A 12,697-nucleotide genomic window follows, 5' to 3' on the forward strand; every position below is an offset into this window, starting at 1 on the left:
GATAATGATGAGTTTATTTAGCGTTCCAAGAGAACTTCCATTTCAATAGTTTGGATAGAAGAAAATAGCTAATTATGCTTGCCCCAAAAAATCCAATGTAAAAATTAAGTAATGATTTGTCTCCCCTTAAGACTAAACCACCAACTATTCCTATAACGAAAATACCAATGCTCATAATTATTTTTTGTAACTTCGGATATAGGAGGAAGTTTCCATTTAGCTCATTGACTGAACGAACATATAAATATATACCGAGTGGTAATAAAATAATGATATATGTGATAGGTGCAATCAATAATTTTGCTGAAGGGATTTTTGTAAAGTTTGGTTCATTATGACGCACTCCATCCTCATCAGTAAAAGCGCTTTGAGGATCGTAATTAAAGCGAATAGTAAACTCTTCTACTGGACCAGAAATCCGTATGTTTTCCATAACACGATGCATATTGCCATTGTTCTCATGAAAGTCAACATTTGAGTGAACAGCGATGACTCCTGAGATAAGTGGTGGAAGTAATAATGGGAACATGAATATAGCTGCAGTGAGAAATCCTTGCGAAATAACATTCCCAGTTATTGTTCCTATACACAAGGCAAGTGTATAAATAGCAATTAATACAATTAACATGTATATAAAATAAGAATGAAATGGGGAAAATACTTGATATTTATTATGAAAAGTCAACTTTTTCATAATAGCAAATAGTCCCCAGTTTATACTAACAGCTGCTACAATGTTACAAGTACCAAACAACCATTTTGTCATAAAAAGGTGGGAACGTTTAAAAGGCATAGACCAAAGAAAATCAATGGAGTTATTTTGCCTTTCCCAACCGATTAACGTACAGGCCAGAATGATAAGTGCACCACCTTGAAAGATGACAGGGTCCATAAGTGATAAACCGAAATTGTAATGATATACATATTCCCCTTCTTTTGGCATCTTCAGAAGGTATTCTTGTTCAATCGATGTTATATAGTATTTGTATGACAAAGTATAGAAGCTGACGAGCCAAAATAACCATACAACATATTTACTTTGTTGATACGTTCTTAGCCATAGTGCTTTTTGAAACATAGGATCTCTCCTTTAAAAAACTTTATAATTTGTTAGGCGTGATAATACAACATAAGTAATGATTCCAGCGAGAAACAAACCGATATAGTAGTTAAATAAGAAACTAAATTGATTTATTTTATAGCCACCTAGTAATGCAAAGTAAATGGTTGTTCCCCATATCCATATTCGTAAATGTTTTTGGAAAATAAATATCTTTTGAGTGTTTTCATTAGGCGATCGTGTATATAAATATGCGCCAAGTAGTAAGTAAAATATTGTATACAAAATAGGGACTAACACTGATTTAGCCGAATAATACGTATAAGATGCTGGATCTCTTAAAGTAGTTGGGTCATTTTCTTTTTTGCGTGATTCTGGATTATATTGGTAATAGATCGTAAAGTTATATATCGGTGCAACTATATTTGTCTTTCGATTGATTTCATCAAGCTGTTGATACAAGTTGGTATTTCTAGTATCTGTAGCCTGTAAATGGTTTATTGTAAAATTGTACAATAATGAAGTAAATGTAAGTCCCATTAGCAGCCATGGAATACAAAAAAAGATTTGCGAAACAATGCTCCCAGTAAAAGTACCGATACATAATGCAGCTGTATAGACTGCAACATAAGAAACAATCGCATAAAGAAAGTATCGATGAAATGGGCTGAATGTTTGATACTCAAAATGAATTGTTGTTCTATAAATAATGTACATAAGGATCCAGTTCATAAGGAGAGACCCTATAATCCAGAATGAACCGAAAGCCCATTTAGAGAAGAAAATATTTTTTCTTGTAAATGGCATTTCCATAAGTAGGGTATTAGACTGGTTGCTACGTTCCCATCCTATTAATAGACAAGCTAAACAAATAATAAGAATAGTTAGCCAAAAACTATTACCTGTATTTGACAAAAAAGCATAATAGTAATAGAACGTTCCCTTTTCTTGCAATTTATAATAATTAGCAAGTTGTTGCTGAGCTGCTTTATAGTATCCGAAAGATAAAAGATAAAGTGTACTCAAGAAAAAGAGTGATACAGCATATTTCCCGCGCTTCCAATTCCACATCCATAACGCCTTATGAAACATACTCATCCCCCTCAAGTGTCGTAACGAAGACATCTTCAAGTGACATTGATAATTCTTCAATGAGTATTGGTTGCTCTTTATAGAACTTCTCCAGTGTTGTAGCCACATTTCCCTCAATTAAGATTGTATATACTTTTCCTGTTTGATTTAATATTTTAATATTGCTTAAGTTTTCTAGTTTTTGAGGTAGTGATCGTTCGTAAGCAACTTGGACTTTAGCAAATTGTGATTTTGCATCATCTAGTGATGTAATAGAATCTACGGTATGTTCTTTTAAAATAATGATTGTATCGGCAATTTTTTCAACTTCATCTAAATGGTGAGTGGAGATGAAAATTGTAATTTCTTTTTCTGCTACTTCTTCAACGAGAAATTGTAGAATCTGTCTTTTAACGATAGGATCAAGTCCGTTTGTCGGTTCATCTAAAATGATATATTCTGCTTTTGCAGCGAAAGCTAAAATGATCGCAAGCAGTGCTTTCATTCCTTTTGAGTAACTACGAATACGTTTGTTTGGTAAATTAAAACGTTCTAATATCTCATAAAAATATTGTTCATCAAATGCTGTATAAACTGCTTTATAAAACTTAACGATTTCTTTCACTGTATAACCGTTTAGTATGTTAGTAGAGTCTGGAACGTATACAACCTTTTGTTTAATTTCAGGATGCTTATGAACATCCGTATCCTCATATGTAACAGTTCCTGCATCTGGGTCTAAAATGCCGACCATCGTTCGTAATAAAGTTGTTTTCCCCGCACCGTTTCTTCCGAGCAATCCGACGATACTACCTTTTTGTAATGTGAAAGAAACATCGTCTAAAATCGTTTGGTTATCAATTGTTTTCTTCAAGTTTGTCACTTTCAGCATCCGTATTTCCTCCAATCTCTTTATAGTATGAATCTATCCAATCGTGAATTTTATCTTTCGTAATCCCAAGATAAGAGGCTTCTAGTAATAATTGATGAAATTGCTTTTCAACCATAGCGATTTTCCTTTCGTCTAATGTTGGGGTAATCGATTGGGCTACAAATGTTCCTTTTCCTCGTAATGTTTCAATAATCCCTTGTCGCTCTAATTCTTGATAAGCTTTACTTACTGTATTTGGATTTATAACGAGCAAAGAAGCAAGCTCGCGTACAGAAGGAAGCTTATCACTTGGAGCTAACATGTTTTTTAGTACGAGCTCTTTTATATTTTGAACAATTTGTTCCCATATCGGAGTGTTGCTTCTTGGATCAAGTTGAATATGCAAGAGCAATGTCTCCTTCCTGATGAGTATTAAGTGTACTACTGTGTGTAATACACTTAATACAATATAAGCAATTAATTTATTTGTCAACTGAAAATTATAGAAAAATATGGTATTAAAAATGAATAAATTGGAAAAAATAGGTTTGATATAGAATGGAGGGTTAGTCATGAAGCGAGTTTTTGGAATACTTGTTTGTTTCATGTTATTGCTTTCTGGTACTTCAGTTAGTTTTGCACAATCTGAGAAAACGAAGCAGGAGAAAACAGAAGAAGCCACGCCGAAGTTAGCGGAACAAGCGTCGTCAGCGATCGTAATTGAGCAAGATACAGGTAAAGTTTTATTTGATAAAAATCCGAATGAAAAGTTACCACCTGCTAGTATGACAAAAATTATGACAATGCTTTTAATTATGGAACAAGTTGAAAAAGGAAAATTAAAACTGACAGATAAAGTGAGAGCGAGTGAACACGCAGCTTCAATGGGCGGATCACAAATTTTTCTAGAACCTGGGGAAGAGATGACTGTAAATGAAATGTTAAAGGGCATTGCAATTGCATCTGGAAATGATGCATCTGTTGCAGTAGCTGAGCATATCGCTGGTTCAGAAGAAGGTTTCGTAAATATGATGAACAAAAAAGCGAAAGATCTAGGGCTGAAAAATACACATTTTCAAAATCCGACAGGTCTCCCGGCCAAAGATCATTATTCTACAGCGAATGATATGGCTATTATGGCGAAAGAGTTGATGAAGTATCCACTTATTCGAAAATACACAGGTAAATATGAAGACTATTTACGTGAAAATACGGATAAGAAGTTTTGGCTTGTTAATACGAATAAGCTAGTACGTTTTTATCCTGGAGTAGATGGAGTGAAAACAGGCTTTACGACAGAAGCGAAATATTGTTTAACAGCATCAGCTGAAAAAAATGGAATGCGTGTCATTTCAGTTGTTATGGGAGCACCTACTTCAAAAGAACGGAACAATCAAGTAACGAAGCTACTTGACTATGCATTTGGTCAATATATGACAAAAAAATTGTATACACGTGGCGAAAAAATTAAGACTGTACAAGTAGGAAAAGGTAAGGAAGAAAAAGTAGATTTAGTTGCGTCAGACAATGTGTCTCTTCTTATGAAGAAGGGCGAAAATATGGACAAAGTTAAACAAGAAGTGATTGCTGAAAAGAAAGTGAAGGCACCGATTAAAAAAGGTGATGCACTTGGCACACTTGTTATTAAAAGAGATAAAGATGTTTTATTAAAACAAACAATTGTAGCGAAAGAAGATGTTGATGCAGCTAGCTGGTGGGAGTTATTTAAACGAAGCTTTGGGATGTTTTCAACATCAAAATAGCGGTGAAAATTTTGCCGCTTTTCTGTTCGTATTTACGGGGATAATTGCTGAAAGGTTTCACTTTATGGCGAAATAGTTCTTCTTTTGTCAGTAGGAAGGATTCTGGTTTTATATCACGAAAATCTTATGTTAAAGAATAAAGTTTGAGCATAAGGAGGAAATCGTGTGAGTCTTTCCATGCATTTAGAAGTAAAACGTGACGTCTTATGTGTGAGGCTAGAGGGTGAATTAGATCATCATACTGCTGAAGAGTTGCGAACGAAAGTAACAGATATGATTGAGACACATGGTGTTCATCATATTGTTTTGAGCCTAGAGAACTTAACATTTATGGATAGTTCAGGTTTAGGCGTTATATTAGGCCGATATAAACATGTAAAGGGATTAGGTGGAGAGATGGTTGTCTGTGCAATTTCACCGCCTGTTAAACGTTTATTTGAAATGTCAGGTCTATTCAAAATTGTTCGTTTAGAAGAAAGTGAAGCGCATGCGCTCGCGACGTTGGGGGTGGCATAGATGAGAAATGAAATGAACCTTCAATTTTCAGCGTTAAGTCAGAATGAATCATTTGCTCGTGTTACGGTAGCTGCTTTTATTGCGCAATTAGACCCGACGATGGAAGAACTAACAGAGATTAAAACAGTTGTGTCAGAAGCGGTTACAAATGCAATTATTCATGGGTATGAAGGAAATGCAGAAGGTGTTGTTTATATTTCAGTGATTTTGGAAGAAGCGATGGTGAAACTCACGATTCGAGATGAAGGGATTGGTATCTTTAACTTAGATGAGGCAAGACAACCCCTTTTTACAACTAAACCTGAATTAGAGCGTTCCGGAATGGGATTTACTATCATGGAAAATTTTATGGATGAAGTAGAAGTTATTTCAAACGAATCTTTCGGGACAACAATCCATTTGACAAAATACTTATCAAATAGTAACGCTCTATGCAATTAAGGAGAATAGCCAATGGACATAGAGGTCAGAAATGAGAAGAAGAAACCTCAGTTAAAGGACCACGAGCTAAAAGCGTTAATTCAAAAAAGTCAAGATGGAGATCAACAAGCGAGAGATACAATCGTTCAAAGTAATATGCGTCTCGTATGGTCGGTTGTGCAGAGATTTCTTAATCGAGGATACGAACCAGACGATTTATTTCAAATTGGATGTATTGGACTCTTAAAATCGGTAGATAAATTTGATTTATCTTTCGACGTGAAATTTTCAACATATGCAGTTCCAATGATTATCGGTGAAATACAACGATTTTTACGTGACGATGGATCAGTGAAAGTAAGTAGATCTTTAAAAGAAACAGGAAACAAAGTCCGAAAGATGAGAGACGAGCTTTCGAAAGAATTTGGAAGGGCTCCAACGATTAATGAGGTAGCAGAGGCTCTTGAACTAACGCCGGAAGAAGTTGTTCTGGCGCAAGAAGCGAGTCGTGCTCCTTCGTCGATACATGAAACTGTGTATGAAAACGATGGAGATCCAATTACTATTTTAGATCAAATTGCAGATCAATCGGAAACGAAATGGTTTGATAAAATTGCTTTAAAAGAAGCAATTAGAGAATTGGATGAACGAGAACGGCTAATTGTGTATTTGCGCTATTATAAAGACCAAACCCAATCAGAAGTAGCGGAGCGCATAGGCATTTCGCAAGTACAAGTTTCAAGGCTTGAAAAGAAAATATTAAAACAGATGAAAGATCGAATAGATGAATAGCTATCTATTCGATTTTTTTTGTTGTAACGTATGGTTGGTCGATAGCGGCAGCGTTTCTTATAGTTGCACTAGTCATTAGTCTGAAGAAATGGAATGCACAAATACATTCAGACTCTGCCCAGCTTGAAAAAGAATGGAAGGACCGAGGTGTTTCATGATGAGCGGATCAGCGATTATGATGATGGTTATAGGTATGGTAGTCATTTGGGGAGGACTTGCATTAAGTATTGCAAATTTATTTAAGAAAAAGGCATAAGCTAAAAACATCTGTACCGAAATGGTACAGATGTTTTTTTATGAAAAAATTGTATTAGAAAAAATTCCAATAACCATACTACAACTACGAGGAAGAGTGAAGGGGTGAATGAAAATTGGAACAAACGATTTATATTAAAATGCGCAATCGCTTAAAAGTGTCTCCTACGTATGAAGTAAAGCTGAGCGATGTTGCTCAACTTGCCGGAGATTCTTTGGTAGTTGAGTCGTTACAAAATGAGATAGTCTACAAAATAACAGCGCATGATAAAACACATGTTGTAATTGATGTTATGAAAGTGATTGAGATTATTCAACAAAAAGCGGCTCACATACAAATTAATTTACTTGGTTCTGGACAAACTCTTGTTGAAATTATATACGAAAAAAAGAAAGTGCATCCGGTTTTCTTCGGACTTGTATGGTTGTTACTTTTCATTGGAGCGGCTCTTGCGATCATTTATTTCCATGAAGATGTAAGTATGCAACAAGTACACCAACGGTTATATTACATGATTACTGGAGAATTTAAGGCGCAACCACTTTTATTTCAAATTCCTTATTCATTAGGTCTTGGATTAGGTATGGTCTTATTTTTTAATCATGTATTTCAAAAGAGAATTAATGAAGAGCCGAGCCCGTTAGAAGTTGAGATGTTTCAATATCAGCAGTCGCTTGATCAATATGTAATTGTGCATGAAAACAAGGATAATATGAAACAGATTGCTGATGATTGAGTGTGCATTTGTTGTATTAATTGGTTTAGCTGGAGGGATTGCAGTAGGTAGCGGATATGTCGCGTTTTTAGCTGTACTTGGTATAATCCCGCGCTTGGCTCAATTAACGAGAAGTGGAAAGCATATTCAATATTTTGAGTGGGCGGTCATTGCAGGTACTTTAACAGGGGCTTGGTGTAGTTTGAAAAATATTACATTTCAAACGTCACAATATTGGCTTGTTATATTAGGGATATTTTGTGGCACATTCATTGGAATGCTCGCTGCGGCGTTAACGGAAGTATTAAACGTTTTACCTATTTTAGCGAAACGAGTAAGGGTAGAGGGGAAAATTATTGTTTTACTGGTTGCTCTTGTACTTGGGAAAGTAATAGGCTCATTGTTTCACTGGATTTATTTCGTAAAGTAGGAGGCAATATATATGACAAGGCGAAAACTGAAAGATGATTACATAAATAAAGTGAAGGAGTACCATCCAAAGCCAAACTATTTGCTAAATTGTGCGAAGGCATTTCTTGTAGGTGGGCTCATTTGTACAGTCGGAGAAATATTGATGAAATTTTATATACATTATTTTCACTTTAGTGAACAAGAGGCAGGAAATCCGACAGTTGCAACTCTTGTTTTACTATCAGCGATTTTAACAGGGTGTGGTGTATATGATAAAATCGGGCAGTTTTCTGGAGCGGGATCAGCAGTACCAGTTACTGGATTTGCGAATTCTATGGCGAGTGCGGCACTAGAACATAGGAGTGAAGGGATTGTTCTAGGAATCGCTACTAACATGTTTAAGCTTGCAGGAAGTGTCATTGTATTTGGAGTCGTCGGTGCATACGTTATCGGGCTAATAAGATATACATTTCAAATTTTAATGTCTTAAAGGAGGGACAGATATGAGATTGACAGGAAAACAAACGTGGGTATTTCAAAATGATATCTTCGTGAATGCAACTGGTACTGCTGTCGGTCCGAAAGAAGCTGAAGGCCCTCTTGGAAAGGATTTTGATATTTCATATTCTGACTTACATTGCGGAGAGGAAAACTGGGAACTTGCTGAACGAAGGTTAATGTCAGACTCAATTCAACAAGCGATGCAAAAAGGGAATATAAAAAAATCGCAAATTGATTTCTTTTTAGCGGGAGATTTATTAAACCAAACAGTGACAGCAAATTATGTTGCTCGTGAGTATGGTATTCCTTTTTTAGGGATGTTCAGCGCTTGTGCGACGTCAATGGAAACTTTGGCTGTTGGATCAGCTTTTATAGATGGTGGATTTGCGAATCGTATTTTAGCTACAGTAAGTAGTCATAATGCGACGGCTGAAAGACAATTTCGTTACCCAACAGAATACGGAGGACAAAAGCCAGGGACAGCAAACTCAACTGTTACCGGAGCAGGGTCAATATTAATTAGCAATGAGGAGAGTGCAATTAAAATAACAGCAGCAACAATCGGCAAAGTACAGGATTTAGGAATTGCGAATCCTTTAGATATGGGATCAGCGATGGCACCAGCTGCTGCTCATACAATTCAACAGCATTTTGAAGATTTGAGAAGAAGTGCAGCTGATTATGATCTTATTGTTACTGGTGATTTATCAGCTGTTGGGACACCAATTGCGAAACAACTTTTACTTGAGGAAGGGTATGATTTGGGGAATGTGTACAATGATTGCGGATTAATGATTTACAATTCAAATCAAGAAGAAGTGTTTGCAGGGGGCAGTGGTTGTGCTTGTTCAGCTGTTGTAACATACGGCCATTTATTGCGTGAAATGCAAAAAGGGAATTTACAAAGAATTTTTGTCGTTGCAACTGGAGCTTTATTAAGCCCCATGATGATGCAACAGAAGGAAACGATTCCAACGATTGCGCATGGTGTTGTGTTTGAAAGCGTTAAAGGAGAGTGAATTGTGGATTTTATATACGCATTTCTTGTAGGAGGAGCTATTTGTGTAATTGGACAAGTGTTGCTGGATTTCGCAAAGTTAACACCGGCACATTTAATGGCAACTTTTGTAGTCGCCGGAGCTATTTTAGACGGATTCGGATTGTACGATAAGCTTATAAAATTTGCAGGTGCTGGGGCAACGGTCCCTATTACAAGTTTTGGACACTCACTATTGCACGGGGCAATGCATGCGGCAGAAAAACATGGATATTTAGGAATTGGAATCGGTATGTTTAGCTTAACGTCTGCGGGGATTTCAGCAGCGATATTATTTTCATTTTTTGTTGCACTTATATGTAAACCGAAAGGATAAATCAAATGAGACGAAGGGTTGTTTTGGTCACAGATGGAGATGAATATGCAAAGCGGACAATTGAGCTGTTAACAAAGGAATTTGGGGGAAGGTGTATTTCGGCATCGCAAAGTAATCCGACCAAATTGACAGGGAAGAAAGTTGTTGAGCTTATTATGCAAACGCCATATGACCCTGTATTTGTCATGTTTGATGACAGCGGATTTATAGGAGAAGGATCTGGTGAAAAGGCGTTAAAGTATGTCGCAACACATAAACAAGTTGATGTACTGGGTATTTTAGCAGTAGCATCTAATACACATCATTGGGAATGGGCGCGTGTAGATGTAAGTGTAGATCGAAATGGGAATTTGACAGAATACGGCGTTGATAAATTTGGACTCCCAGATGGTGAAGTTGGCAGGATTAGTGGGGATACGATTTATTGTTTAGATGGTCTGAATGTTCCTGTCATAGTGGGGGTCGGTGATATTGGCAAGATGTGCGGAAATGATGAATGGGAGAGAGGATCACCTATTACTAGAAAAGCGATTCAATTAATTTTGGAAAGGAGTGGGTTTTATGACGAAGCCTAAAAAAGTGAATATCCCGATTTCATCTTTTTTAAGTGATAATGAAAATTACTTAAAGCAAACAGTTGGACTGGGTGTTACATACGATGTTGGTATTCGTAAATTTCAAATTTTAAATAAAGAAATTGGTGTGTTATTTGTAAATGGACTTTGTGATACGAATTATATTATTCCTATTTTAGAAGAAGCGGTGGATACAAATGAAATAAGGGATGTAGAAGAAGATACAGTAAAGCTTTTAGAGAATCGTTTAATTCATCAACAAGTAAGTAAAGTAAAAACGATGGATGAGGTAATGCTCCAAGTATTATCGGGACTCATTGTTATATTTGTGGAAGGTGAAACGGAAGCGTTCGCAATAGATGTTCGTAGTTATCCGGGCCGGACACCGACAGAACCAGATACAGAAAAGGTAGTGCGCGGTGCAAGGGATGGCTTTGTTGAAAATATCGTTGTAAATACAGCTTTAATTCGTAGAAGAATACGCGATCCACGTCTTCGAAATGAAATGATTCGAGTAGGGGATAGATCGCAAACGGATATTTGTATTACATACGTACAAGATGTTGCAAATCCGGATTTAGTGAAGATTATAAAACAAGAATTAAATAGTATTGAAGTAGATGGGATTACGATGGCGGATAAAACAGTAGAAGAATTTGTAGTCAAACAAGGTTATAATCCATTCCCGCTTATCCGATACACAGAAAGACCAGATGTAGCAGCAAATCATCTGTTAGAAGGACATGTGTTAGTGCTCGTTGATACATCGCCAAGTGCTATGATCACTCCAACAACATATTTCCACCATTTACAGCATGCAGAAGAGTTTAGACAAAATCCAGCTGTAGGTACATTTTTACGTTGGGTACGTTTTTTAGGTGTTATATTTTCGCTGTTCTTACTGCCATTTTGGTTAGTTTTTGTTTTTGATCCAACTCTTTTACCGGAAAGTCTTGCTTTCATTGGACCGAATAAAATGACGCATTTACCGATTTTACTACAAATTTTGATGGCGGAAATCGGACTCGAATTTTTAAGGATGGCTGCCATTCATACACCGACATCATTGTCTTCTGCAGCAGGATTAATTTCAGCTATATTAATTGGTCAAATTGCAATTGATGTAGGTTTGTTTGTACCAGAAGTTATTTTGTACGTAGCAGTTTCTATGATCGGTGCATATGCTACGCCGAGTTATGAACTAGGGCTTGGGAATAAGATAGGGAAATTGTTTGTAATTATTTTAACAGGCATATTTCATGAAATGGGATTTGTCATTGGAATGACGATATTAATTCTATTTTTAACATCTATAAGAAGCTTGCAAACACCATATTTATGGCCGTTTTTACCGTTTGATTGGGGCGCGTTAACGAAAATTTTACTTCGTCCAACTATGTCTAGTTTAAAGGTTCGTCCAAGTATTGTAAGACCTCAAAATGTGCGAAGACAAAAATAAGCGGGGTTATGCTCCTGCTTATTTTTTATTGAAAATTTATTATTTTTTTAACAAAAATCAAACATTTTTTTTGTACAATTAGAGTAGATATTGTGTATGAAAGGGGAAGAGGACATGATTAAATTATTTGTAAGTGATTTAGATGATACGCTCGTTTACAATGTGAATCATATGCAAAAAGAAGATGAACGAGCGCTTTGTTGGCTAGCTGAAAAAGGGACAAATATTTGTTTTGCCTCTGGCCGTTTTACTCACCGAATTGATGAGGCGGTAAAAAGGTTTTCGTTCCCGTATTACACAACTAGTTTAAATGGAGCGACAATGATACTACCGGATGGAAAAGTATTTCATGAATCGAGTTTTGAAGATGGGGTTGCCCAGGAAATATATCGATATATACATAAAAAGGGACTAGCAGATATTGTTTGTGCAAATGAGCAGCGATATACAAAAAGGAAGAATGAACATCATCATACTTTTGAAGAGTATATGGGAGTGCATATTGCTGAAATCGAAGAATTAGAAGAGGAATTTGGGAAGACTGTACATCCTGCGAAATTATTTGTTTTTGGAGAAGAAGAAAAAATTGTAGCATTAGATCAAGAGTTGCGAGATACATTTCATAGCGAAGCGGAAGTCTTTATATCGGGTAAGCGCTATGTTGACATTATGCCAAGAGGTGTAAGTAAAGGAAGCGCTCTGAAGCGATTAATGGAACATTTACAAATTGAAGCAAATGAAGTTGCATGTATTGGAGATTCTTTCAATGATATTTCTATGTTTGAAGTAACTCCGCACTCCTTCACCCTCCATCATGCTCATCCGTATGTGAAGGAGAAAGCAAATCATGTTGTTCGTTCGGTTGAAGAAGCTGTTATGAAATTACCGTTACTTGTATAAAAAAGAAGCTCGTC

17 protein-coding genes are annotated in these 12,697 nt (G+C 36.3%); 13 read left to right on the top strand and 4 right to left on the bottom strand.

Going from position 1 to position 12,697, the window contains the following annotated elements; genetic code table 11:
* Positions 1 to 13 precede the first annotated feature (13 nt).
* Genes JTF23_RS06545 through JTF23_RS06560 form a run of 4 tightly spaced genes read right to left on the bottom strand, consistent with a single transcriptional unit; the run spans position 14 to position 3,408 of the window.
* Positions 14 to 1,078, bottom strand: coding sequence for an ABC transporter permease subunit (locus tag JTF23_RS06545; protein WP_088079323.1), 1,065 nt, complete (start codon positions 1,076 to 1,078; stop codon positions 14 to 16).
* Between the two features lie 12 nt (positions 1,079 to 1,090).
* A complete protein-coding gene (locus JTF23_RS06550) occupies positions 1,091 to 2,152 on the bottom strand; it encodes an ABC-2 transporter permease (protein ID WP_088079322.1) in 1,062 nt (353 codons plus the stop codon).
* Entirely contained in the window at positions 2,142 to 3,023 is an 882-nt protein-coding gene (locus JTF23_RS06555; protein ID WP_204208321.1) for an ABC transporter ATP-binding protein, read from the bottom strand. Before JTF23_RS06555 ends, JTF23_RS06550 begins: the two co-directional genes overlap by 11 nt.
* Complete coding sequence (locus tag JTF23_RS06560; protein ID WP_002145907.1) at positions 2,989 to 3,408, bottom strand: GntR family transcriptional regulator; 420 nt, start codon at positions 3,406 to 3,408, stop codon at positions 2,989 to 2,991. The genes JTF23_RS06555 and JTF23_RS06560 overlap by 35 nt, the downstream gene beginning before the upstream one ends.
* 166 nt (positions 3,409 to 3,574) lie before the next feature.
* On the opposite strand from JTF23_RS06560, the gene dacF reads away from it, so the two are divergent.
* The 13 genes from dacF to JTF23_RS06625 all read left to right on the top strand — a co-directional run bounded on the left by dacF (position 3,575) and on the right by JTF23_RS06625 (position 12,683).
* Positions 3,575 to 4,765: a serine-type D-Ala-D-Ala carboxypeptidase DacF gene (dacF, locus tag JTF23_RS06565; RefSeq protein WP_078172866.1), complete on the top strand. Its 1,191-nt coding sequence runs from the start codon at positions 3,575 to 3,577 to the stop codon at positions 4,763 to 4,765.
* Between the two features lie 165 nt (positions 4,766 to 4,930).
* Entirely contained in the window at positions 4,931 to 5,281 is a 351-nt protein-coding gene (gene spoIIAA, locus JTF23_RS06570; protein ID WP_002088460.1) for an anti-sigma F factor antagonist, read from the top strand.
* The gene (gene spoIIAB / locus JTF23_RS06575) at positions 5,282 to 5,722 is read left to right on the top strand and encodes an anti-sigma F factor (protein ID WP_001243400.1); all 441 of its coding nucleotides are present in this window, start codon (positions 5,282 to 5,284) and stop codon (positions 5,720 to 5,722) included.
* A 12-nt stretch (positions 5,723 to 5,734) separates the two neighbouring features.
* Positions 5,735 to 6,493 carry an RNA polymerase sporulation sigma factor SigF gene (gene sigF, locus JTF23_RS06580; protein WP_002111619.1) on the top strand — a complete coding sequence of 253 codons (759 nt, stop codon included), beginning with the start codon at positions 5,735 to 5,737 and terminating at the stop codon, positions 6,491 to 6,493.
* Between the two features lie 157 nt (positions 6,494 to 6,650).
* On the top strand, positions 6,651 to 6,749 hold the full coding sequence (locus JTF23_RS06585; protein ID WP_000016829.1) for a methionine/alanine import family NSS transporter small subunit: 99 nt from the start codon (positions 6,651 to 6,653) through the stop codon (positions 6,747 to 6,749).
* 115 nt (positions 6,750 to 6,864) lie between these two features.
* Entirely contained in the window at positions 6,865 to 7,485 is a 621-nt protein-coding gene (locus tag JTF23_RS06590) for a stage V sporulation protein AA (protein WP_078172867.1), read from the top strand.
* The gene (gene spoVAB, locus JTF23_RS06595) at positions 7,478 to 7,894 is read left to right on the top strand and encodes a stage V sporulation protein SpoVAB (protein WP_033710789.1); all 417 of its coding nucleotides are present in this window, start codon (positions 7,478 to 7,480) and stop codon (positions 7,892 to 7,894) included. Before JTF23_RS06590 ends, spoVAB begins: the two co-directional genes overlap by 8 nt.
* 12 nt (positions 7,895 to 7,906) lie before the next feature.
* Entirely contained in the window at positions 7,907 to 8,365 is a 459-nt protein-coding gene (spoVAC, locus tag JTF23_RS06600) for a stage V sporulation protein AC (RefSeq protein WP_204208322.1), read from the top strand.
* Positions 8,366 to 8,378: 13 nt separating this feature from the next.
* Positions 8,379 to 9,395, top strand: coding sequence for a stage V sporulation protein AD (gene spoVAD / locus JTF23_RS06605; RefSeq protein WP_002111613.1), 1,017 nt, complete (start codon positions 8,379 to 8,381; stop codon positions 9,393 to 9,395).
* 3 nt (positions 9,396 to 9,398) lie between these two features.
* Positions 9,399 to 9,749 (top strand): stage V sporulation protein AE, encoded by a 351-nt coding sequence (gene spoVAE / locus JTF23_RS06610; protein WP_002014916.1) that lies wholly within the window; start codon positions 9,399 to 9,401, stop codon positions 9,747 to 9,749.
* Between the two features lie 5 nt (positions 9,750 to 9,754).
* Positions 9,755 to 10,324, top strand: coding sequence for a stage V sporulation protein SpoVABEA (gene spoVAEA / locus JTF23_RS06615; protein ID WP_002111611.1), 570 nt, complete (start codon positions 9,755 to 9,757; stop codon positions 10,322 to 10,324).
* Positions 10,311 to 11,783: a spore germination protein SpoVAF gene (spoVAF, locus tag JTF23_RS06620; RefSeq protein ID WP_002111610.1), complete on the top strand. Its 1,473-nt coding sequence runs from the start codon at positions 10,311 to 10,313 to the stop codon at positions 11,781 to 11,783. The genes spoVAEA and spoVAF overlap by 14 nt, the downstream gene beginning before the upstream one ends.
* A gap of 96 nt (positions 11,784 to 11,879) precedes the next feature.
* Positions 11,880 to 12,683, top strand: coding sequence for a Cof-type HAD-IIB family hydrolase (locus tag JTF23_RS06625; protein WP_204208323.1), 804 nt, complete (start codon positions 11,880 to 11,882; stop codon positions 12,681 to 12,683).
* Positions 12,684 to 12,697: the final 14 nt, after the last annotated feature.

Origin of the sequence: Bacillus sp. RIT 809, assembly GCF_016892495.1 — a bacterium.
GTDB lineage: Bacteria > Bacillota > Bacilli > Bacillales > Bacillaceae_G > Bacillus_A > Bacillus_A cereus_U.

Coding starts and splice junctions, on each gene's coding strand:
- sigF (WP_002111619.1), top strand. CDS start 5,735: ATGGACATAGAGGTCAGAAATGAGAAGAAGAAACCTCAGTTAAAGGAC.
- JTF23_RS06545 (WP_088079323.1), bottom strand. CDS start 1,078: ATGTTTCAAAAAGCACTATGGCTAAGAACGTATCAACAAAGTAAATAT.
- JTF23_RS06585 (WP_000016829.1), top strand. CDS start 6,651: ATGAGCGGATCAGCGATTATGATGATGGTTATAGGTATGGTAGTCATT.
- JTF23_RS06550 (WP_088079322.1), bottom strand. CDS start 2,152: ATGTTTCATAAGGCGTTATGGATGTGGAATTGGAAGCGCGGGAAATAT.
- spoVAB (WP_033710789.1), top strand. CDS start 7,478: ATGATTGAGTGTGCATTTGTTGTATTAATTGGTTTAGCTGGAGGGATT.
- dacF (WP_078172866.1), top strand. CDS start 3,575: ATGAAGCGAGTTTTTGGAATACTTGTTTGTTTCATGTTATTGCTTTCT.
- spoIIAB (WP_001243400.1), top strand. CDS start 5,282: ATGAGAAATGAAATGAACCTTCAATTTTCAGCGTTAAGTCAGAATGAA.
- JTF23_RS06625 (WP_204208323.1), top strand. CDS start 11,880: ATGAAAGGGGAAGAGGACATGATTAAATTATTTGTAAGTGATTTAGAT.
- spoVAC (WP_204208322.1), top strand. CDS start 7,907: ATGACAAGGCGAAAACTGAAAGATGATTACATAAATAAAGTGAAGGAG.
- spoVAD (WP_002111613.1), top strand. CDS start 8,379: ATGAGATTGACAGGAAAACAAACGTGGGTATTTCAAAATGATATCTTC.
- spoVAEA (WP_002111611.1), top strand. CDS start 9,755: ATGAGACGAAGGGTTGTTTTGGTCACAGATGGAGATGAATATGCAAAG.
- JTF23_RS06555 (WP_204208321.1), bottom strand. CDS start 3,023: ATGCTGAAAGTGACAAACTTGAAGAAAACAATTGATAACCAAACGATT.
- spoVAF (WP_002111610.1), top strand. CDS start 10,311: ATGACGAAGCCTAAAAAAGTGAATATCCCGATTTCATCTTTTTTAAGT.